Source organism: Pseudomonas sp. GQ91, assembly GCF_059758795.1.
Window position 1 is genome coordinate 274,478 of record NZ_JCAXED010000001.1, and the last position, 21,246, is coordinate 295,723.

Here is a 21,246-nt window from a genome sequence, read left to right on the forward strand (position 1 = left end):
AGATTGACGATCCGTTTCCGCTAAACGTACCTGTACGATTAGCGGACTTATTGCGTATACAGAGGTGAGGTCTTTTTGCGGCACAGATAAATCCCCAAATGTAAGCACCGCTTAACAAGACGATAGTTAGAATGTCCGACGATGGCTTCAACGAAACGAGGATAAAGGTGCCTATCCTGTAGCCTTCCAGCCATCTCTCGCAACCCTAGGAATACTCCTACAGCGTCCTACTTACTCTTAATTCAGAAAACAAAGAACGTTCCGACACATATAAAACCAAAGATAAAAGATCACGTTCGGCTCCCGAAGCGCCCAACGAAATATTCCTCGGTATCGACTTTTGCAGGTACTCGCTAGTTGCAGTTGATTTATGGGTGGGCACACGTCTCCCCCATCATTGCTCCGCACCTGAGAGGAAAGCGATCGGGTAATTATCAGTACTTGAATAATGATTAAAAGATACAGAGGCCGTGCAAAAACCAGTGCAGATAGTTAACCACCGGCCAAAACTTGCACCCATGCAAAACGCCGCCGCCCGAAATTCAGGGCGACGGCGGCGTCAAGAGCACGTTGGGAGAGGTGAGCGCCGAGATAATATCTCGGCGCCCAAGTAGATAGAGTCCTTCTAAATGGCGTATTTGCCACATGGGCAGTTCAGGAAACATACCCGTTTGCGAACACTCCTACAGATCAAGCCAGCTCGATCTGCAACGCAACCCGCTCACGGCATGGGCATTCGTCCATATACCGATGGGCTTCAACGAACTGGCTGAACGGAAACACTGTGGTTTTCAGCGGCACCAGCACACGGTCGGCGGTCAACTGGTTGATATCACGCAAGGCTCGCTGCAACGCCACCTGGTCCTGGATGATGCCCAGCTCCGGTTTGCCGGTGAAGTTGCCGATGCAGTGCACAAAGAACTGAATGTTCTTCTGGAACGCCGCACACGCCGGGAACGGGGTTTGGTTACCGCCCTGCAGACCGTAAAGCACCAGGCTGCCACGCGGCGCCAGGACATCTCCCAACAGCGACATCTGCGGGCCACCCAAACCGTCAAACACCACGTCAACGCCGCGATTGTCAGTGAACTTGTTGATTTGCATCAGCAGGTCCTGCTCTTCGGTGACGATGACCTTTTCCGCCCCGAGGGACAACAGGTACTCACGCTCCGCGCTGTCCTTGGTTGCGGCAATCACCCTGACACCCAAGGCCTTGCCCAGTTGCACGAAGGAAGGGCCGGCGCAGTGGCTGGCGTCAGTCACCAGGGCGAATTGTCCTGGTTTGACCCGCGCCAGGTCCATGTACGCAAAATAGGCAATCAACAACGGCGTGTAGTGCACGCTGGCCTCGATCGGACTCAACACGTCAGGGTATCGGGTCAGGGCCGAACGGGGCAGGACGATCTGTTCGCCATACACCGGGTAATCGTTGGGGCTCTCGGCCGGAAAACTGGCCACTTTATCGCCCACCGCCAAGTCATCCACGCCATCGCCAAGGGCGACCACCACCCCGGCCATCTCATGGCCAAGGCCGGACGGCAAGCGAGCGTGAGACGACGCCAGGTTCTGGCGCCATAAAATGTCATACCAGCTGATGCCAATCGCTTCGACACGCACCTGCACTTCGCCCGGTGCAGGCAGCGTGGCTTCATGCTCTTCGCATTTGAGCACCTCGGCCGGACCAAACTTGTGAAAACGAATCGTGCGGGACATCGCAAACCTCGCCAAAATAACCTCTATTACCCTGAACTCTATCTGGGCTTTCCGGGCAAGACCACCGGTCACCATTAATAGTCGACATGTCTGTCATTGATTCGCACCTTCGGAAAACACCTCAGGCCACGTAGGAAAATTGAATAATCCTGTGCAGAGTACCAGTCTTTCCCCGTAAGATTCATGCTGGCCATCGTTCTTATGGGGCCACTCTCGTCAAGTTTGCTGACGCCGCCTGGGACACAAGATGAACCGTAACGACCTGCGACGTGTCGACCTCAATCTGCTGATCGTATTCGAAACCTTGATGCATGAACGCAGTGTGACCCGCGCCGCCGAGAAATTGTTCCTCGGCCAACCGGCCATCAGCGCCGCGCTGTCACGCCTGCGCGGGCTGTTCGATGACCCATTGTTCGTGCGCACCGGACGCAGCATGGAGCCTTCCGCGCGGGCGGTGGAAATCTTCGCCCTGCTCTCGCCGGCCCTGGACTCGATTTCCACGGCGGTCAGCCGTGCCGCCGAGTTCGACCCGGCCACCAGCACCGCGGTGTTTCGCATCGGCCTTTCCGACGATGTGGAATTCGCCCTGCTGCCCCAGTTGCTCAAACGCTTGCGCGCCGAAGCGCCGGGCATCGTGCTAGTCATACGTCGCGTCAACTACATCCTGATGCCCAGCCTGCTGGCCTCCGGGGAAATATCCATCGGCGTCAGCTACACCACCGACCTGCCGGCCAACGCCAAGCGCAAAGTCCTGCGTCGCAGCTTGCCCAAACTGCTGCGTGCCGACAGCGTGCCCGGCGCCCTGAGCCTGGACGACTTTTGCGCCCGCCCCCACGCGCTGGTCTCGTTTGCCGGCGACCTGAGCGGATTCATCGATGAAGAACTGGAAAAGCTCGACCGCAAACGCCATGTAGTACTGGCCGTCCCGCAGTTCAATGGACTGGGGACACTGCTGGCAGGCACCGACATCCTCGCCACCGTCCCGGACTACACCGCCGAAGCCCTGACCGCCGCCGGCGGCCTGCGCGCCGAAGACCCACCCTTGCCGGTGCGCACTTTTGAGCTGCATATGGCGTGGCGTGGCTCCCAGGACAATGATCCAGGGGAACGTTGGTTGCGGTCGCGGATTCAGATGTTTTTCGGCGATCCTGAGAGTCTTTAGGCGTTGTCGGGCAGGCTGTTTAGCTGATCATTTCTGGCTTTCCACAAACCATGGAGCGCCATTCACTTCCAGTGGATTGCTACATTGGGGGCATATTTGAGGGCATGCTTTGGATGGTTTGAAAAGGATGCACCCAGTCTCACGCCACAACAAGACCTCCCCCCCCGACGTAGTTAAGCGCCACCTGAGTCGCACTCCAGCGCACCCGGAAAGCAGTCAACGCTCTGGTCGCTTTGGCACAGCAACACCAAATCGCGCGAAGATATTCTGGGGCAGCTAACCGGTAATTTGTCTGTCGACCTCAAGCCCCTTAGAAAGCAGCATGTCTGAACTCCAAAGGGAAAAAAGATACGGTTCGTCTGGTACCGAAAAGAAGCGTCCGTCGACGTGATTAAGCCCCCAACTCCTCGTGTCTCTCCATGGGGTCAACCGCACCCTGCCCTTCAATTTCCTGTGCCAAAAACGGCGCGCGCCGCCGCAAATAGTCCAATTTGATGTCGCCATCGAAAAATGCTGTTGCGTACTCTTCACGGACCTTCGGGCAATCATGGTCGTTCAGTTTCAGGCGTGTAATGGTAGCGAGCACCCGCGCCTGAATCGCGGAATCAAGACCCTCACCGGGAATAACCTGGTAGCTGACCAGTTCAAGACGCCCCCCCATCCTCGACCTCAAAAGGGTCTAGGACATCCTGATAGCTGTTCTTGCAGGTTCTCCGTCACCATTAGCATTCTGCTAACTGCAATGAAGCTGCTCCTGTAATAAGACAGCAGACCGCAGCGCCCCTATTGGGCTGCTGTGGCACCATTTATCTAGCATGTGCTCGAATTCGCCTGCTGGACAAAGAGACGAGCGGTGCGCGTCAAAGCAAGATCGGCGCGAGTATCTTCAGTTGCTGGAGGACAAACCACAGAAAACATGCCCCACCGGCTGAAAACAGGCCGAGTAGGACGAGTCGGCTCAAAGGGCGCATGGAGTTCTGCCACTGGGCGACAATTCGAGTGAACGTCAGCGCCGATGAGTCGGTGCGAAAAAGATAGACCAAGCCTTCGGTATAGGCTGATACGGTCAGGTTTCGATGGGTCGACAGCTCTGTGATGAAGGTCAAAGGCGTGTCGAACCAGCGGATCGCCAAATCCCCCTCCTTTCCAACCTTGGCTGTCTTCACCGTGCTCTCATCGATGATCGACAAATACAGGCTACGCAGAGGCATATTCAATGGGGATAGGCGGTAACTTGGTGAGAACCTGTGCAACTCCTCTGGCCGCCCCTCGTCTCGCCAAATAATGGTAGACGTCAGTTGGGCATATTCATCAAGGGCGTGTTCGATCCGAGCTGCTGCGAAATCGTAGAAACCGCCGTAAGCGGGAACGTTCCCGTACTGAACGATTCCGAGAGCAACCTGGTAGGTATCAGCACTTCCCTGGGCCCTCCCCGCCTTAAGGTCATAAGTTTTGATGCCCCACCATCTTCGCAATTCATCTTCGACTAGCGCGAGCAGCCAGCGTCGACCTTCAATTCCCAGGTACTCCTGTTTCCCTGCAAGAGTTCGCTTAAGCAGAACGGGGCACCTCCACTCGAACCAGAGCACAGCGAGCACATAGAAACTACCGCTGACCAGCAACCAGCCGAAGGGCCCGACAGCAACCTCGGCCCCTTTCAGTAATGGCGCGGCTTGTAGAAAACCAGCTACCAAGCCTGCGACCGCTGCGAGCTTGATGCCGGTGGACGATTTGATGCCAGACCAGAACGACCAGCTCATCATCTGCCTGAAGCGGTGATACGCCATTTCTTGACGCGTGTTGCGTCGCTCCCCAAGTGGAGGCCTGTACATTTCATCACTTGGGAACTCGTCGAAAAGCCAAGAGAGCCAGCTAAATTCGATCCGCCGCTCTAGACGCTTGCGGCGACGGTATTTTTTTTGCGCGTCCAGTATCAGCCGACGGTTACGTTCATTCAGTGCGAACGGCTTAGCCTCTGGATCGCCACACTCGGGTACCGCTATGGGTTCTGCAGCTGAATTCTCGATGGACAATGTGATGCCTCTAGTCTTCCCGTCAGACCCGGAGTTTACTGTCTCTCGAAGCTTGGTGCACAACGAGGCTTTCATCGGAATAGCCATGGCTTACTTTGGTAAGAACTCAAATGGATGTCCTGTACCCAGAACCGCGCTCACTATAATCACCCCGTCCCCACTTCAAGGCTTGCCGTGTATGTTTAACGGGTTCCGACGAAAGAAAACCCCCGCTGTGATACCCCTATATATGCCGGGTACAGATTACAAGGATCTGCCGGGCAGTTTGGGGCCTTCGGTAGATGATATTCGCTACGAAGCCCTTGAGTTCGAGAAAATGGTCAAGGGCTACATCGAGCGAAAAACCGGCAAATGGCCCAAGCGTCAAAGCCTTGCGTCATTGATCAAGAACGAGCTGCCCAAATTCGACATGTACCCAGAAAGACCTGAACTCTGGCCTGAGTTTTTAGACCGAGCGGAAAAGCTCAACACCATGCGGAACAAAATCGTTCACTCCGACCTCTCCAACCTTTCGGACTTGCCTGAGTTGCCCGAGCTTTACGAGCGCTTTCGTAACGTAAACACGATGCTCCGACCGTTCGGATTGGTGAGCAGCGCATCGCGGGACAGATTCTCGGGCATGCACTGGAAAGGCACTCACCTTCACTTCAAGATAGATGAGACCCTCTACATCCTCGATGCGCAGGACATCGGCAACCTACTCAGTGAGCTTCATCTATCTAGCCGTGGCAAAGTACATTTTCAGAAAGGAAAGCTTGTGGGAAGCAAGATGCAGGACTATCGCTACGAGCGTTACACCTACTACATCGAAGACAGCGATCCGTTCGAACTAACTGAAGAGGAATCCATGGCGCTACAAGATCTGCTGACTTGCTTTCTCAGCAACCATGAACTGAGGTATCGAGTTTGATCGAGAACCATGGAGGTCAATCGGGGAAGCGTCGCCCAAGCTGCTGTCAATTGGCTTCACATGCTCAGACGCTGGTGCGTGGCCAAGGGGAGCTATCAACAGCATGCCAGTTCATGGGGGGTATCGAACCTGGCCTACCATCTGACAACGGCAGGCTGACAGTCAGGGTTCCAGCCTCGCGTTCTGGCTGTACCAACCGGCAGGCTGCGACCACCTAATCCTGGGAGCCGTTGCACAGCGATAACCGATCAACCTCTGCTCACCCGACGACACATACCAGGAAAACCCCGTCCACAACCAAATGCGGATCGAAGCGTGGGTTACTCACCATGTTGGAGCATCTCAAAAGCAACGATGAAATCGTGACCGCAACGCCGCAAAGTGAAGCTCCAAGCGTCATTCACCAGCTGCGGAAAAGTAGGCGGCCTTTCGCTCCGGCGTGACGTTCGGCAACAGCTCTTCGACGGGCGAGAATTTGGCACTGAAAACCCCGTTGACCATCACGAGCTCGGACGGCCTGTTGGCGCTGATGCGATTTTGACCCAGGTTACTGATTTTATCTGACCCATGTGCAACCTCTGGAATCCCACGCAAGGTCATGTAGCAGCTACGACTGACAGCTTTCGGCCAGAAGCGGACGGTGAGAAGCATCAATATCGTGGTCCGCCCCCGATTTCCCCTCTATTACAGAGGTCAGAACCAACAGGCATGCGACATCAGGAATTCACTTCGTCAGTGCCCCGTCTACGCCGATATGTCGCAACGTGACCGCTGCCAGCGCAGCCAGGACGGCGATGCAGATAGCGCTGGTTACCGCCGCCGCGTGGAAGCCCATCATGAACGCGGCTTGCGCCTGTTCCAGTACGCCAGCAGGCAGTTCCTGCGACACCGTTTTGGCACCGGCAAGACTGTCCGATATTGCGCGTTGAATGTCCTGAGCTATGAAGGCGCCGACTTGATCGGTCATTCTGGTGCGATAGATAGTGGTCGTGAGGCTGCCCAGCGTGGCGATGCCCACAGCCAGGCCAAGCTCCTGCACCGTCTCCGATATGGCCGAGGCTGCTCCTGCTTTTTCGGCTGGCGCGGTGCCCACCACCAGATCCGTTCCCAGCGCGGCAATGGTGCCCAAGCCGAGATACACCAGCGAGAATGATGCAGTCACCAATGCAATTCCGTGAGGCGTGTGATCGAGTTGGGTCAACATCAGGTAGCCCGCTACGGATAGTCCCAGCGCGCCTGCAATCACATAGCCCGGCTGAATTCTCCTTGCAAGCAGTGGTGCCGTAATTCCTGCCACCAGCATGGCGAGTGCCGGAGGCCCCATCCACAGCCCTGCCGCCAAAGGTGACAACCCCACCACCAGTTGCAGGTACTGGTTCACCAGTAGCATCGTCCCACCGACACCGATCAGGCCAACCAGGAGTACCACCAAGGCGACGCTGAATGCCCGGCTGGAGAACAGACCGAGGTCGATCAATGGACTGCTCAATCGGCGTTGCCGTCGGATGAACAGAAGCATGAAGGCCAGCCCAGCCACGATAGCCAGTGTGGCATTGGCCACTAACCCATCCTTAGCCAGTTGCTTGATGCCATAGACGATCGGCAGCAAGGCAAGCAGCGACAGCGCAACACTGGACAGATCCAGCCGCCCTTGTTGCGGAGCGCGGTACTCCGGCAGGAGAAACGGCGCGGCAACCAGCAAAAGCACGACGACCGGCAGCGCCACGAGAAATGCTGCTCCCCACCAGTAATGCTCCAGCAAGATGCCGCCTACCACTGGGCCGGCCGCCATGCCCAGTGCAAACATGGTCGCCCACACCCCGATGGCCAAGGCCCTCTGGTGGGGATGGATAAACATGTTGCTGATCAGCGCCAGCGTTGATGGCATCAGCGTCGCGCCCGCCACACCCAGCACGGCACGCGCCGCAATCAGCATGGTGGCACTGGTCGAATAGGCCGCCATCACGGAGGCAACCCCGAAAGCGGCCGCGCCGACCATGAGCAGCTTGCGCCGCCCGATGCGATCCCCCAGCGTTCCCATCGTGATAAGAAAGCCGGCAATCATGAAGCCATAGGCATCGACGATCCAGAGCGCCTGCGCACTGGTCGCGCGCAGATCCACTGACAGCGCGGGCAACGCCAGGTGCAGCAGCGTCAGATCAAGCCCGAGCAGGATGGTCGGCAGCGCAAGCAGTGCCAGCCCGATCCACTCACGGGCCCCCGCGCGTCTTTCGACCGAATCACCGCGTGTCTGACGACTTTCTGGAATGGAAGATGAATCGCCAAGTGCTGTCAAAGTGGCCTCCGGGTTCGCTCGGATTGGTTGTGGAAGCCACATCTTCAGGGCAGCATCATTACATTACAATTTAACTGTTTATCCTATTACTGGGGACAATAGCCATGATTGGGCGAAGCCTGAGCCGCACCAAGAACGAATTATCGGAGTTTCTGACCCGACACCGTCGGAAACTGACACCAGCCGATGTCGGGATGCCGTCCCACGGGCGGCGCCGAACGCCGGGCCTGCGCAGGGAAGAAGTCGCCGCGCTGGCTGGCGTGGGACTCACCTGGTACACCTGGTTCGAACAGGGGCGAGACATCCAGGTATCGGAGAAATTCCTGCTGAGCGTGGCGTATGCCCTCAAGCTTGATGACGCAGAATGCAGCCATCTGTTTCTTCTGGCCCACAGGCGGCCCCCTCCACCGGAGGCTCATCAATGGGTTTCGGTCACGCCACTTATTCAACAGTTGATGGACGATCTGGTGACAAGACCGGCTTATGTGCTCAACCTGCGTTGGGATGTCATTGCCTGGAATACCGCGGCCGATAATTTGTTCGGCTTCAGTGCCCGGGAACATGAGATACGCAACATCCTGCGTATGGTGTTTTCCGATCCCGACATGCGACGGCGTCTGCCTGCGTGGCGCGACGATGCACCCAAATTACTGGCACAGTTCCGTTATGACTTCGCTGTAGCGCCGGACGACCCGCCCATGCTGACGTTGGTCGAGGACCTGAAGGATCTATCGGCCGACTTTCGGCGCTGGTGGGAGACACCGGATCGCGAGGAAGCTCAGCGCGGAATTGGCTCTCTCATGACAACCGATACCGAACGCCAGAGTTTTCGCCATGAGACGCTGGTGGTGGATGAACACCGGCATCTCAGGATGGTGGTGTATTTCGGTGAATAGATGAATCACTGAAGAACGTACCGCAATCAACTTTTGCAAGGACAGATTTATGCATAGGACAGACCGTCCGCTTCTGGCCGAAAAGCTGCCTGTCTCCACCTGCTCTAATCGAGCCAGTGCCGTACGCAGCCACAGTCAGTAGCGAAGCCTCGCGCCGTATGCGTACTGAGACCTGGCTCCTGCACGACGGAACAGGGTCGCTCTTCGTGGCTCGCGCAGTTGTTCTTCCGCGCCGCGAAGATTAACGTCATCCGACGCGCGAATTTACTTCAACGCAGCGACCACGGCATCGAAGAATACCATCGGGTCGATCGGCTCTTTGTCAACCGGCTTGGGCTGGGCACCGAAGGTGACAATCACCACGTTATTGGCAGGGTTGACGTAGATGTTCTGGCCCTGGATACCGACCGCCGAATAGGCGCCGTCTTTCACCGACGGTTCGGTCCACGCCGTCCACCACATGTGACCGTAGTCCAGGGGCTTGCCGCCTTTGAGGGTAGTCGGCAGCGTCGCTTCCTTGACCCAGCCTTCGGGCAGAATCGACGTGCCATTGATCTTGCCGCCGTTCATGAAAAACAGCCCGAAGCGTCCATAATCGCGCAGCGTGGCGCTGATACCGCTGCCACCGATTTCCACGCCGTCAGGCGAATCGAGCCACCACCGGGCATCACTCTCCATACCGAACGGCTGCCAGATCTTCTGCGATAGATAATCGGCCAGCGGCATCTTCACAGCGCCACGGACGATCTCGCCAAGTACCTGCGTTTCGCCAGTGCTGTAAGTGTTGGCCGTGCCGGGCTCGGCCGCTCGCGGCAAACTTGCCATCAAGGCCATGGCCGAACGCGGTTTCTGAGATATCTGCGCTTTGAGTAGCGCGCGACGATCGGACGCCGGATCGGTGTAGGTCTCGTTCCACTTCACGCCCGAAGACATCATCAGCACGTTGCGCACGGTCACGCCTTCGTAGGCGCTGCCCTTGAGCTCGGGAACGTAATCCACCACGTGCGCATCAAGGCCCTTGATAAGGCCGTCTTTGATCGCTGCAGCCGCCAGCGTGGAGGTGATGGACTTGGCTATCGACATCGACATCCATCGGGTTTTCTCGGTGTTGCCACGCTGGTAGGTCTCGAACACGATCTTGCCGTCCTTGAGCACGAGCATCGCCGTAATGCTGTCCAGTGCGACGAAGTCATACAGGTCGTACTTTTTGTCCCCGACAGTGAAGCGAACGTTGGTCAACTGTTTGTCTGATTTCGGCAGCGCATACCGGTGATCGCCGGCTTTAATCCTGTGGGTGGGGAACAGCCGGTCGATGTTGCGGTAGGTACTGACCGCCAGATCGGGGAGCATGGCGCCGTCATAGATCTGCTCCACGGTGCCAATCGGTTCCTGGGCGTGGGGGTAATCCTCAGCCCATGCGCCCGAGGTGATACCCGCAGCGAGCAGACCGAGCGAGAGAAGCAGCGAACGACCAGGCGCAGCCGCACGAAAAATAGCGGATGAGTGCATAACCTATCCTTTTTTGTTTTGCTATTCACGCACGTTCAGACACGCGCCCGCTTGAACCATAGCCTACGCATTGGAATCGCGCCCGAGCTGAAGGACGATGCTGTTTGCGTCTTGTCAGGGACAAAGAATTGCGAGCAACTCAACCTCACCTACAGACAGACACGAGTCCGCCTATCTCATGTGAGCTGTCACGGATGCTGTCAGTGCATGGCTACGTGCTGTTCGGCGCAAAGGGTGACCCCGTATGACACAGTTCGTCAGATTCAAATCCCAAACCATGTGCCTTTAGCCAAAATGGCATAATATGCCAATGACTAAAAACAGACTGTTTACCGAACGCTGGAGCTCATTATGGCGACGCGAAACGTGGTGCTCACTCCTCACCAGGAACAGCTCATCCATGACCTGGTTCAGTCTGGCCGCTATCAAAATGCCAGCGAAGTGATGCGAGAAGGTTTGCGGCTATTGGAACAACGTGTCGCCGAAGACACCGCCAAAATTGAGGCCCTGCGGCAGGCCACCTCGATCGGCATCATGGATCTTGAGCAGGGGCACTTCACTCAGTTCAACGAAGGGGATCTGGCGCACTACCTCGAGAGCTTGAGCCTGGAGGCAACGATCCCGGCGAGAGAGAAACCCTGAGCATGTCGCAGTATCGGATGTCCAACGCGGCGCGCGCCGACATTGTCGACATCCTCAGGCTCTCCCAGACGCGGTTCGGCGATCAAGCACGCCAGTGCTACCAGGCGCTGATCCTTTCCGCGCTGCACGCGATTGCCGATACGCCTTATCGCATTGGCAGCCACGACCGCGATGAGCTTGCACCGGGTCTTCGCAGCTATCACCTCGTCTATTCACGCCAGCAAGCCAACCCCCCTCATGGGACGGTCAAAAACCCACGCCATATCGTCTTCTATCGGGTGGCAAACGACGACGTGATCGAGGTCGTTCGACTTCTTCATGACGCCATGGACGTGCAGTTGCACTTGCCTAATGACTGATCAGCGACCTGGCCCAACGCCCTAACTGGCCATGAAAAGCGAATCAGATCCATGGCGCATCCGCCTATGCGTCAAACGGAATCAGAACGCTCAGGCACAACTTCGTTTATGAAGCACTAATACCAAATGATTTGCTTCTCCCGCCGTTCTTGAGCGTCGACGGGTTGATTCCGAACTGCTTACGAAACGCCGTGGCGAAATGACTAGCATTGGCGTAGCCCAGGTCCGAGGCAATGCGCATCACGGATTCATCGCCGCTCATCAACCGGCTGCGCGCCTGGATCATCCGTGCTTGCTGGAATACGCCGTAGACACTGTTGAAGAACAGTTGGCGAAACCCGCGTGTCAGCTTGGGTTGGCTCAACCCAGACTCACGCGCCAGCTCCGACAGGCTCGGTGCCTTGCCCAGGTCCTCGAGCAGACGATCACGGGCACGCACCAGCCGTTGGCGGTCGATGTTACTCACGCGGCATGTGCATTCGGCGTCCTGGCGTGCTTCCAGGAACAGACTCACCAGCGTGACGCTTTGCCCGTATAGCCATAGGCTGCTGCGCGGCTGGGCCGGCGACAGGCCGGCGCCTTGGTCCATAGCGGTGCCGAGCATGTGCGCAGTCGCGCTCATTTCGCCACTGCGGTGGCCGTCGAGAAAGCAATGGTCACAGGCCAGCGCTTTGTTCAGCAGTGGGTCGAGTTTCAACTCCCACTGCTCAAGCACTTCAGGACGAATCATCACGGTGATGTTATCGATCTCGCCGTGCTGGTAATAGAGACCATGGCGGCAACGACCATAGCTGATGCTGCCGGCGCCCTCGTCAATCGCATAGCGCCGTTGCCGACGACCTTCTTGAAAGCTGCAGGCGGCCTTGCCCTTGAGCAGGTTGGTGAAACTGAAGTGGATGCACTCGCTGTCGTCTTGCAAGGGTAACTCGATCGGCTGTTCGAACGTGCTTTGCCAACGCACGATGTCCAGCCCGTCCTGCAGTGTCACGCGAGTGACGCGACAGTGCGCTCCTGGCCCAAGATCGCTTCCATATCCTCCCGTAATGATTCGCGAGACCGGCATCGGCTCCCCTGCGCCTCCTTGAACGGCTGACATCGTAAATCTCCTGGCTGATCGGATACGGCTCGAATCAGATCACATCGGGGTGGAAGTTCGCAATTGATAATTATTAGCATCTGGCGCGCTACAAAGGCTCCGCCAAATCGCCGCTGCCACCCCGCAACGCGCGTCGACCAGAATCCTCAGTCAAGGTCCCATCATGTCTGCACGATGCAACACGACGGCTACCCGCCAATCTTGCTACAAACGTAATACTATAACAATAGTTATGAGTTTGACACTGGCCAATTTGGCGCTCGCCACCAGCGAGCCCCTGCAACTGCCGGCCTCGACTGTGACCGCACGCATGGAGCAGGAAGACCCGAAGGAAGTGCCCATCAGCCTCAGCGTGATCAGCGGCGAGCAACTGCGTACCCAACGTCTCGACACCCTGGAAAGCGCGCTGCGCAATACTTCCGGGGTGAGCGTCAACTCCTCCGGAGGACCGAATGACTTCAACGTGCTGATCCGCGGCGTCGGCTCGCTGTACCAGATGTCGATGGATGACAGCTCAGTGGCGTTCAATATCGACGGTGTGCCGGTGTCGTCGCGCAGCCTCGGTTTCGGCACCCTCGACGTTGATCGCATCGAAGTGCTCAAGGGCCCGCAGGGCACGTTGTCCGGTGCGATCGGCCAGGCGGGTGCGGTGAATATCACTACGCGCCAACCCACCCGAGAACTCGAGGGGTACGTGCGCGGCGAAGTCGGCCAGGAAGGCCAGTTCCTTACCGAAGGCGCCATCGGCGGGCCGATCAGCGACAGCCTCAGCGGTCGTCTGGCCGTGCGCCGTGCCGGCTATGACAGCTGGATCGACAACGACCAGACCAACCACCCCATCACCAAGCCGCGTAACGAAGCCTACCGAGGCAGCCTGCTCTGGGACCTCAACGATGACACCCTTGTGCTGGTCAGCGCCGAACGCCAGAAAACCGAGCGCGCCACCAACTCCCTGGTGTTGCGCCCCTACGGCAGCGATCCGAGCCTGGACCTGACCCCCGGTCTGTTCGACGACAACTACAAGACCACAGAACGCTATACGCTCAAGGTCGATCACGACTTAGCCAACAGTCGCCTGACCTCCACCACCGCGACTTCCACCACCGACTTCGAAGGCCTGATCGCCTACGACAGCAAACTAATGGGTGCCCTGTACGGCACCCCCAGCGAGTTCTGGGTGGTGGACAAATCCTTCGAGCGCAGCTGGAGCCAGGACCTGCACCTGAGTTCGCTACCCGAATCCGGGGTGTTCTGGGTGGCCGGGCTCGCCGCCAGTCGCAACGAGCGCAGCTACGACACGCCACGCAATACCTACGGCACCTCCGGCGCCAAGTACCGCGACTTCACCACGACCACCTACGCCGGCTACGGCGAGGTCACCTTCCCCCTCACCGAGCGCCTGAAGCTCACCACCGGTTACCGCCATTCCTGGGACCGCAAGACCTACGACGGCGAGTACTTCTCCGGCAGCAGTGCGGTGGAAGACTCGCGCAAGCTGAGCGTCGACTACGGCACCGGCCGCGTGGCGCTGAGCTACGTCCTCACCCCGCAAACCAACGTCTACGTGCAACTGGCGCGAGGTTATAAATCCGGTGGGTTCAATGACTATGCATCGCAAGTCACCGACAGCGAACCCTACAAGGCCGCCGTCAGCAAAGCCGTGGAACTGGGGTTCAAGAGTGAAACCGAAGACCGCCGCGGCAGCCTCAACGGTGCGCTGTTCTTCACCCGCGTGCACGACGACCACCTGCTCGGCTACGATGCGGCGACCTTCGCCACCAATGCCTTCAATGCCGACACCCGCACCCGAGGCGCCGAACTGGAAGGCAGTTGGCGCTTCGACCACGGTCTGACCCTGGCCGCCAGTGCCACCTACCTCGATGCCAAGATCACCAGCGGCGTGCAAGGCATCCAGGCCGGTGACGTCGCCGCCGACAGTCGCACCCCGGATGTCCCGCGCTGGAGCGGCAACTTCAACGCCAGCTGGAAACACCCACTGGGTACGGTCGCCAACCTCGGCGAAACCACCCTCAACACCCACCTCAACTACCACTTGGTGGGCGAGCGCGCGGCCGACCCGCAAAACCACTTCAACTTGGACAACTACGAAAAACTCGACCTGCGCGCGGGCCTGGAAAGCCAGTTCGGCGAAGTCTATGCCTTCGCCGACAACCTGCTGAACCAGACCTACGACACCTACGGTTTCTACAGTGACCCGGTGGCCTACGGTGCACCGGCACGCCGCCGTACCTTGGGCGTGGGCTACACCTATCAGTTCTGACCTGACGCGCCCCTCCTGTAGGAGCGAGCTTGCTCGCGAAGAACCTCAACGATAACGCGGGGGCTGATTTATCGCGGTGCCTGGAGCTTCTTTCGCGAGCAAGCTCGCTCCTACAGTGGGGTGATGTGGATCAGAACTGGTAGCTATACCCCACACCCGCCGAACGCCCGCGACCCGGCATGCCGGTCAGCACTTGGTCGGTGGAGTACGAGCCGTACAGGTCGTAGCGCGCATCCAGCAGGTTGTCGCCCCACAGGTATACCTCTGAACCACCGCTCTCCAGGCCCAGGTGCAAGTCGAGCTTGGCGTAGCCCTTGAGGTCATAGTGGTTCTGCGGGTCGGCCGGGCGGTTTTTCTGTACGCGGTAATTGAGCAAGGTATTCAGGCGTGGCGCCGGCAACCCGAGCAAGGCCCCCAGGTTCTTTTGCCAGGCAATGCTGAAATTGCCGCTCCACAGCGGCACATCCGGTACCCGACTGCCCGCCGCCACGTCGCCACCGGACACACCCGGCGCATCCGACGTCACCACCGCATTGGTGTAGCTTACGGCACTGCCCAAGGTCAGCTCATCGGTGACGTACCAGGTACTCGACAGCTCGGCGCCCTTGCTGCGGGTGTCGGCGTTCACGGCGCTGACCGCCAGGGTGTTGAAGTCGTAGCCCAGCAAATGGTCGTCCTGCACCCGGGTAATGAACAACGCCCCTTCCAGGCTCAGGTCGCCCCCGGCACTTTCATGCTTGAAACCCAGTTCGGCGGAGCTGACCTTGGCTGCCTTGTAGGGCTCGCTGTCCTTGATCGACGTGGCGTAATCGTTGAACCCCGCGGACTTGTAGCCCCGTGATAGCACCGCATACACATTGGTCTGCGGCGTCAGCGCGTAGCTCAGCGCCACGCGCCCGGTGCTGTAGTTGTCCTGCAAGCGCCGGCTGTCGCTGACCTGCGCGCCGCCCCTGGAATAATCACCACCATAGGTCTTGCGGTCCCAGGTGTGGCGCAGGCCGGTGGTGAGTTTCCAGTCTTCGGCAATCGGGTACGTCACTTCGCCATAGGCCGCGTAACTGTTGGTGCTGAAGTCTCGCATCTGCTGCGCGCCGTTGGTGAAGTCATTGGAATCAAAACTGCGCTCGGAGCGCGACAGGTTGACCCCCGTCACCCAAAACACATCGGCATCCACCAGCGATCCCAGACGCAGGTCTTGGCTCCACACCCGTTCATGGGCCGAGTCTTCGATCAGGTATTCGAACGGGGAACCGTACAACGCCCGGGTGATGTTGCGATCGTAGCCCTTGACCGCATTGAAGTCGGTGCTGGTGTAGGCGCTGATCGAGGTGATCCGCGACTGTGCCAGGTCGTGGTTGAGTTCGAAAGAGTAACGCTCATTGGTCTTCTGGTTGCCATCGAATGTGCCTGGCGTGTAGTCCAGGCTCGGGCGATTGCCAAACGGGCGCAGCAGTTCCAGGCCGGCATAGTGCTCGGCGCGCTGGCGCTCGGCAGTCAAAAGTCCGGTGGTGCCCTGGTCGTTGTCCCACAGCAGGCTGCCGCGCAGGGCCAGGTCCCGGGGTTTGGTCAACGGGTCGCCGTCCTGTTGGTCATCGACCCAGTTATCAAAGCCGCTGCGACGCACCGCGATACGCCCGGCCAGCGAGTCGGTCAACGGCCCGCCCACGGCGCCCTCGGTCATGAACTGGCCCTGGTTGCCCACTTCACCACGCACATAACCCTCCAACTCCCGCGTCGGCTTGCGGGTAGTAACATTGATCGCCCCCGCCTCGCTGTTGCGCCCCAGCAACGTGCCCTGGGGGCCTTTGAGCACCTCCACCTGCTGCACATCGAGGGTCGCCAGCGCTGCATTGCGCACCGACATCGGCACCCCGTCCACATTCAGCACCACCGAGCCGTCATCCATGCTCATCTGGTTCAGCGACCCAACGCCGCGGATACGCACATTGGCGTCATTGGCGCCGCCCCATGAGTTCACATCAACCCCCGGCGTGGTGCGCAGCGCGTCCTCCAGGGTCCGCAGGCGCCGGGTCTCCAGGGTTTTCCCATCGATCACCGAGAGGCCAAAGGGAATGTCCTTGGCACTCTCCTGGTTCAACCGCGCGCTGACCGTCAGCGGTGCCAGTTCGATGGCCTCCGCGAGGCTCTCCGGTTCATAGTCAGCGGCATAGGCCGTGCACATCTGGCTGGACAAGCCCAGCGCCATGGCTTGGGTCAAGACGTTGGTCCGCCAGCCGAGGGGACGGCGCAGCGGCTGGATAAACAGTGCAGATGACATGGGGAAACTCCAAAAGGCAAGGATGGTTCGAATTCATGGCGCAGGCCCCCAGCGCGTGAGCGCGACGGCGATCGTTTGCAGATCAGGCGCACCCATCAGGGGCTGGATCGCGGCGGGCCATCCCTGGCCGTTTCGGATGGCGGCGGTCATTGCCGTCAGTTGTTCGGGGCTTTGTTCGGTGGTCCACGCCAGGCTCGCCAGCGCTGCATAAGGAGCGGCCCAGCCGTGTTCGCGAGCATCGGCCAGGGTGCCGACGGGTTCGCCGTCATTGCCCAAGGCGCGGGTCAGGTCATCGGCCATGAGTTTCACCAGTGCCGCGCGAGCCTCAGGGCCATCCACATCCGCGACACACAGCAAACCGATCGCCCCCGCCACGCCCTGGCTCAGCCATAGATAACCCGGGACCTGACGCAGGTCGCTGGCGTCAATCAACACTCGCCGCGCCAGCAGTTCGGCGATATGCGCACGGCGTGCCGAGCGCCCGACACCGACCGCGGCCACGTCCCAATCCGGCGATTGGCCGAGCAACAGGTGGCCGTGGCTCAAGCGACTGGCGCCCATACCGGTCGGCCACTGGCTCACGCCATCCACCACCGGGCGACTGCCCAGGCGTCGCGCCACGCAGGCGCTCATCACGTCCAGGTCTTCGCGCACGTCAACGGCAGTTTGCTGGCGACTGGCATCCGCCTGTGCCTGCGGGCCGTAGGCAAAATCCAAGGGCGTCGAGCTGTTACCGCTAAAGGACTGCCCATCGATCGCGACGTGCCATTGCCAATCACCCGCCGGCGCGATGGCCTCCACGGCGACTGCAGAACCCGCCGCCAAGGTGGGCACTTCAAGCGCCAGACCGGCTTCGCTGCGCTGCACCGGCGCACGCAGCAGCCGCTCGCTGTCGAGCCCCAGGCGCGGCATCACGCGGCGTGCTTCCAGCCACACACCATGTGGCCCCAGCCAGAACGCTTCGCCTTCCGCCGGCCAGCCGCGGGCGCTGACGCTCCAGTTCAATTCCACACTGCAAGCGTTCGCCACGCACTGGCCCAGGGGCACGCGCAGGTGCTCGTTGGCCTGTTCGAATGTGACGGGTTGCCCCATCACGCTGACCGCCGTCACCTGCAAGCCTGACGGCAATTCGGCATCCAGTTGGCTGGCGACCACGGCGTCCAGCGTCCACTGGCCCTCGACCTGACGCGCGCGGGTATTGACGCGTAACTGCAAGCGCCCGCCCGCCACCCGCCAGGCAGCGGCGCCGGCCAGCCAGCGCTGTTCCCAGGCGGCGCGTTCGGCACGGCCCTCGGCCACCGACTGGTAATCGCCCTGCTCCACCAGGTAATGATGCAAGGCCACGCCACTGCCCAGCAAACCCACGGCGCCCAAGGCCACCACGGCCCCCGGCAAAGGCTGGCGCAAGTCGGCGAAACGGCGTCGCTCCGGACCGCGTGGCAACACCAGTGCCGCCACGCCGACCATCACCACGCAACTCGCGAGTTTCCAGCCCGCCAGGGTGCCGAGATACGGCAACCAGGGCGCCCAGCCGGTGAGCTGGGACAACGCCACATGGGCCGGTATCGCCATCGCATAGGCGGGGTAGCTGACCAGCCCCAGTTCGTGGTTGAGCACCAGGAAAAACGTCAGCAGCATCGACGTGGCGTACGCCAGCCCCGAGCGACGTATCAACGCGTGCACCAGCACCGTCAGCGTCGCCAGTTCTAACAGCGGCGGCGCGAACACCAGCGCCTGGTAGACAAGCACAAACCCCGGCGCCAGGCTTTCGGGCGCAGCGATGGCGCTGATCAGCAGGCTGGCAATGCCCGGCACCAGCGCCAACGTCAAGGTGGCCAACAGCACACAGGCCGTGCGGCCGAACAGCCGCAGCCAGGTCGGCGCGGGGGTCGCCTGCAACATGGCACCCAGGCCATCGACGTCATCGCGACGACACACCATGCCCACCAGCGCCGCGACGATAAACGCGATCACCAGGAACAACGCGCTCGACAACAACGGCAGGGTCAGATCCGCCCGTGGCACCATCGGCCCACGCGCATGCCACACGCCGTGGACAAAACCGCTGAGCACGCCCATCACCAGCAGCAAGCCGAGCGCCACCCACCAGATCCGCCGCGCAAACAACTGGCGTACCTGCCAGCGCACTTCATGCCACAACGCGTGCGCCCAACGACTGGCCGCCAACGGGCCCGGCAATTGCATGTCGCGGCTACGCAGCAGCGGTGGTTCCGCCAGCACCGCACCGCTGCGCCGGCCCATCAAGCCCTGGCGGGTGGTGCGCGCCAATACAACGGCCAGCACCAGCAACGGCAACACACACCACACTGCGCGGTTGAGCCAAAACCCCGGTGTCAGCGCCAGCAGCGACTGCGACTTCTGCGCCGCGCTCCAGGTTTCGACTTGGGCCTGGGCAAAGGTAAACAGTGACGGGTCCAGGCTGGCCGCCAACAACGGGTTGATATGCCCGCCCTTGAGCACCACCACCGCAAACATCCACAGCAGCATCAATACCGTCGCCAGGCCGAATGGTGCAGCCAGGCCACGGCTGCGCAACGCCAGCAGGTAATACAACGCGCCGATCCCGGTGCTCACCGGCAACAGCAAGGCGACCCAGGCAAATGCCAGCGCCGACCACACTGGCGCCCCGATACTGACCGCCGGCACCCAACCGAGCCAGCCCAATACCGGGCTGATCAGGAACCCGACAATCAACGCACTGGCGAGCAACCCGCCCACCAGCGCCGCGCCGATAAAACGCCCCCACAGCAGGGTCGGCAGCGACAGCGGCAAGGCCAGCAGGACCTCTTCCAACTGCGCCTTGCGATCACGCAGGGCCGGCTGCGCAAACACCCAAGCCCAGGCAAAAAACAGGAAGAACATGCAACCGCACGACATCAGGTAAATCAGGCTCGGCGCATTGCGGGCGATGTCGCTGGCGCCCATTTTCTGCACGTAGTCGGCATTCGTCAGGGACATCAGCAGGTAGGCGGTGAGACCCAGAAACACCAGCAAGGGAATGCCGCTGCGCAGCCCGGCGCGGACTTCCACCCAGGCTTCACGCATCAGCAACGCGAAGGTATTCATGCGTCCACCACCTCGCCGGCCTGGGCCAGCGCCAGGTAATAGATATCTTCCAGGCGCGGCGCATGGGGGATGAAGCGCGGGTTTGCGGGCCGCTCGCCGTGCACGATGACGCGACTGCCTTCGGGGCTGGCTGCCACATGCAAGGCCGCGGGCAACGTTTCGCCACGGCTGAACGGTGCTTCCCACAAGCGGCCCTGCTCGGCACCGAGCAAGTCGGCCGGGCGACCTTCGACAATAATCTGCCCGCCGGCCAACACCGCCAGGCGGCTGCACAGGTTCTCGACGTCTTCGACGATATGGGTCGAGAGCAGCACGATGGACTCGGCGGCGACGTCCGCCAGCACCCGATGAAAACGGTTGCGTTCGGCCGGGTCGAGGCCCGCCGTGGGCTCGTCGACAATCAGCAAGCGCGGCGAGCCGACCAGCGCCATGGCGATACCGAACCGGCGCAACATCCCGCCCGAATAGCTCGCCAACGCACGGTGGGCGGCCTGCTGCAGGTTGACCTTGTCCAGCAGGGCCTCGACTTCCTCGCGACGCTGACGGTTGTCGGTGCGGCCCTTGAGCCAGGCGAAACGGTCGAGTAAATCCCGCGCACTCACGCCCGGGTACGCGCCCAGTTGCTGCGGCAGGTAGCCCAGGCGGCGACGCAGATGGTCGGGGCCTCGCAGTACATCCACACCGTCCAGGTGAATGCTGCCGGCGTCCGGCTGCTGCAGGGTCGCCAGGGTGCGCATCAGGCTGCTTTTGCCGGCGCCGTTGGGGCCGAGCAAGCCATACATGCCGGGGCCAACACTCAGGTCCACGCCGCGCAGCGCTTCGACGCCGTTGTTGTAGCGCTTGCGCAGGCCGCGCACTTGTAAACCCGAATCGACTGACATCCGCAACTCCATGAAGAGGCCCTGCAAAAGGGCGGCGAGCGACGGTAGTCAAGGCCGCGGGCCGGGCTCTACCCGATTCAAGTCATTTTCCAACCGTATCGCG

General features: G+C 60.2%; 16 protein-coding genes. 6 read left to right on the forward strand and 10 right to left on the reverse strand.

The annotated features are described in order from the left end of the window. Window positions 1-690 precede the first annotated feature (690 nt). Window positions 691-1,713 carry a zinc-dependent alcohol dehydrogenase family protein gene (locus AC6CIA_RS01090; RefSeq protein WP_498310232.1) on the reverse strand — a complete coding sequence of 341 codons (1,023 nt, stop codon included), beginning with the start codon at window positions 1,711-1,713 and terminating at the stop codon, window positions 691-693. A gap of 247 nt (window positions 1,714-1,960) precedes the next feature. Between AC6CIA_RS01090 and AC6CIA_RS01095 the strand changes: the two genes are divergently transcribed. After that, entirely contained in the window at window positions 1,961-2,875 is a 915-nt protein-coding gene (locus AC6CIA_RS01095; RefSeq protein WP_498310233.1) for a LysR family transcriptional regulator, read from the forward strand. A gap of 391 nt (window positions 2,876-3,266) precedes the next feature. On the opposite strand, the gene AC6CIA_RS01100 is transcribed toward AC6CIA_RS01095, so the two are convergent. Beyond that, window positions 3,267-3,536 (reverse strand): hypothetical protein, encoded by a 270-nt coding sequence (locus AC6CIA_RS01100; protein ID WP_498310234.1) that lies wholly within the window; start codon window positions 3,534-3,536, stop codon window positions 3,267-3,269. Between the two features lie 199 nt (window positions 3,537-3,735). After that, complete coding sequence (locus AC6CIA_RS01105) at window positions 3,736-4,908, reverse strand: hypothetical protein (protein WP_498310235.1); 1,173 nt, start codon at window positions 4,906-4,908, stop codon at window positions 3,736-3,738. Window positions 4,909-5,086: 178 nt separating this feature from the next. On the opposite strand from AC6CIA_RS01105, the gene AC6CIA_RS01110 reads away from it, so the two are divergent. Further along, window positions 5,087-5,818 (forward strand): hypothetical protein, encoded by a 732-nt coding sequence (locus tag AC6CIA_RS01110; RefSeq protein ID WP_498310236.1) that lies wholly within the window; start codon window positions 5,087-5,089, stop codon window positions 5,816-5,818. A gap of 396 nt (window positions 5,819-6,214) precedes the next feature. Here the strand turns inward: AC6CIA_RS01110 and AC6CIA_RS01115 are convergent, their stop codons facing one another. Together AC6CIA_RS01115 and AC6CIA_RS01120 are read right to left on the reverse strand one after the other, a co-directional pair. Further along, window positions 6,215-6,469, reverse strand: coding sequence for a hypothetical protein (locus AC6CIA_RS01115; RefSeq protein ID WP_498310237.1), 255 nt, complete (start codon window positions 6,467-6,469; stop codon window positions 6,215-6,217). A gap of 73 nt (window positions 6,470-6,542) precedes the next feature. After that, entirely contained in the window at window positions 6,543-8,114 is a 1,572-nt protein-coding gene (locus AC6CIA_RS01120; protein WP_498310238.1) for an MFS transporter, read from the reverse strand. Window positions 8,115-8,218: 104 nt separating this feature from the next. Here AC6CIA_RS01120 and AC6CIA_RS01125 point away from each other — a divergent pair, with 104 nt between their 5' ends. Further along, window positions 8,219-9,010 carry a helix-turn-helix transcriptional regulator gene (locus AC6CIA_RS01125; protein ID WP_498310239.1) on the forward strand — a complete coding sequence of 264 codons (792 nt, stop codon included), beginning with the start codon at window positions 8,219-8,221 and terminating at the stop codon, window positions 9,008-9,010. 264 nt (window positions 9,011-9,274) lie between these two features. Here the strand turns inward: AC6CIA_RS01125 and AC6CIA_RS01130 are convergent, their stop codons facing one another. Further along, window positions 9,275-10,519, reverse strand: a complete 1,245-nt coding sequence (locus tag AC6CIA_RS01130; protein WP_498310240.1) for a serine hydrolase domain-containing protein — start codon at window positions 10,517-10,519, stop codon at window positions 9,275-9,277. A 351-nt stretch (window positions 10,520-10,870) separates the two neighbouring features. Between AC6CIA_RS01130 and AC6CIA_RS01135 the strand changes: the two genes are divergently transcribed. Together AC6CIA_RS01135 and AC6CIA_RS01140 are read left to right on the forward strand one after the other, a co-directional pair. Then, a complete protein-coding gene (locus AC6CIA_RS01135) occupies window positions 10,871-11,161 on the forward strand; it encodes a type II toxin-antitoxin system ParD family antitoxin (RefSeq protein ID WP_498310241.1) in 291 nt (96 codons plus the stop codon). Window positions 11,162-11,163: 2 nt separating this feature from the next. Then, window positions 11,164-11,520, forward strand: coding sequence for a type II toxin-antitoxin system RelE/ParE family toxin (locus tag AC6CIA_RS01140; RefSeq protein ID WP_498310242.1), 357 nt, complete (start codon window positions 11,164-11,166; stop codon window positions 11,518-11,520). A gap of 106 nt (window positions 11,521-11,626) precedes the next feature. On the opposite strand, the gene AC6CIA_RS01145 is transcribed toward AC6CIA_RS01140, so the two are convergent. Beyond that, window positions 11,627-12,508 (reverse strand): helix-turn-helix domain-containing protein, encoded by an 882-nt coding sequence (locus tag AC6CIA_RS01145; protein ID WP_498310243.1) that lies wholly within the window; start codon window positions 12,506-12,508, stop codon window positions 11,627-11,629. 340 nt (window positions 12,509-12,848) lie between these two features. Between AC6CIA_RS01145 and AC6CIA_RS01150 the strand changes: the two genes are divergently transcribed. After that, window positions 12,849-14,897, forward strand: a complete 2,049-nt coding sequence (locus AC6CIA_RS01150) for a TonB-dependent receptor (protein WP_498310244.1) — start codon at window positions 12,849-12,851, stop codon at window positions 14,895-14,897. A 130-nt stretch (window positions 14,898-15,027) separates the two neighbouring features. On the opposite strand, the gene AC6CIA_RS01155 is transcribed toward AC6CIA_RS01150, so the two are convergent. The 3 genes from AC6CIA_RS01155 to AC6CIA_RS01165 are packed head-to-tail and all read right to left on the reverse strand — an operon-like array spanning window position 15,028 to window position 21,143. After that, the gene (locus tag AC6CIA_RS01155; protein WP_498310245.1) at window positions 15,028-17,175 is read right to left on the reverse strand and encodes a TonB-dependent receptor; all 2,148 of its coding nucleotides are present in this window, start codon (window positions 17,173-17,175) and stop codon (window positions 15,028-15,030) included. 33 nt (window positions 17,176-17,208) lie between these two features. Beyond that, on the reverse strand, window positions 17,209-20,262 hold the full coding sequence (locus AC6CIA_RS01160) for a hypothetical protein (RefSeq protein ID WP_498310246.1): 3,054 nt from the start codon (window positions 20,260-20,262) through the stop codon (window positions 17,209-17,211). Then, window positions 20,259-21,143: an ABC transporter ATP-binding protein gene (locus AC6CIA_RS01165; protein ID WP_498310247.1), complete on the reverse strand. Its 885-nt coding sequence runs from the start codon at window positions 21,141-21,143 to the stop codon at window positions 20,259-20,261. The genes AC6CIA_RS01160 and AC6CIA_RS01165 overlap by 4 nt, the downstream gene beginning before the upstream one ends. Between the last annotated feature and the right edge of the window lie 103 nt (window positions 21,144-21,246).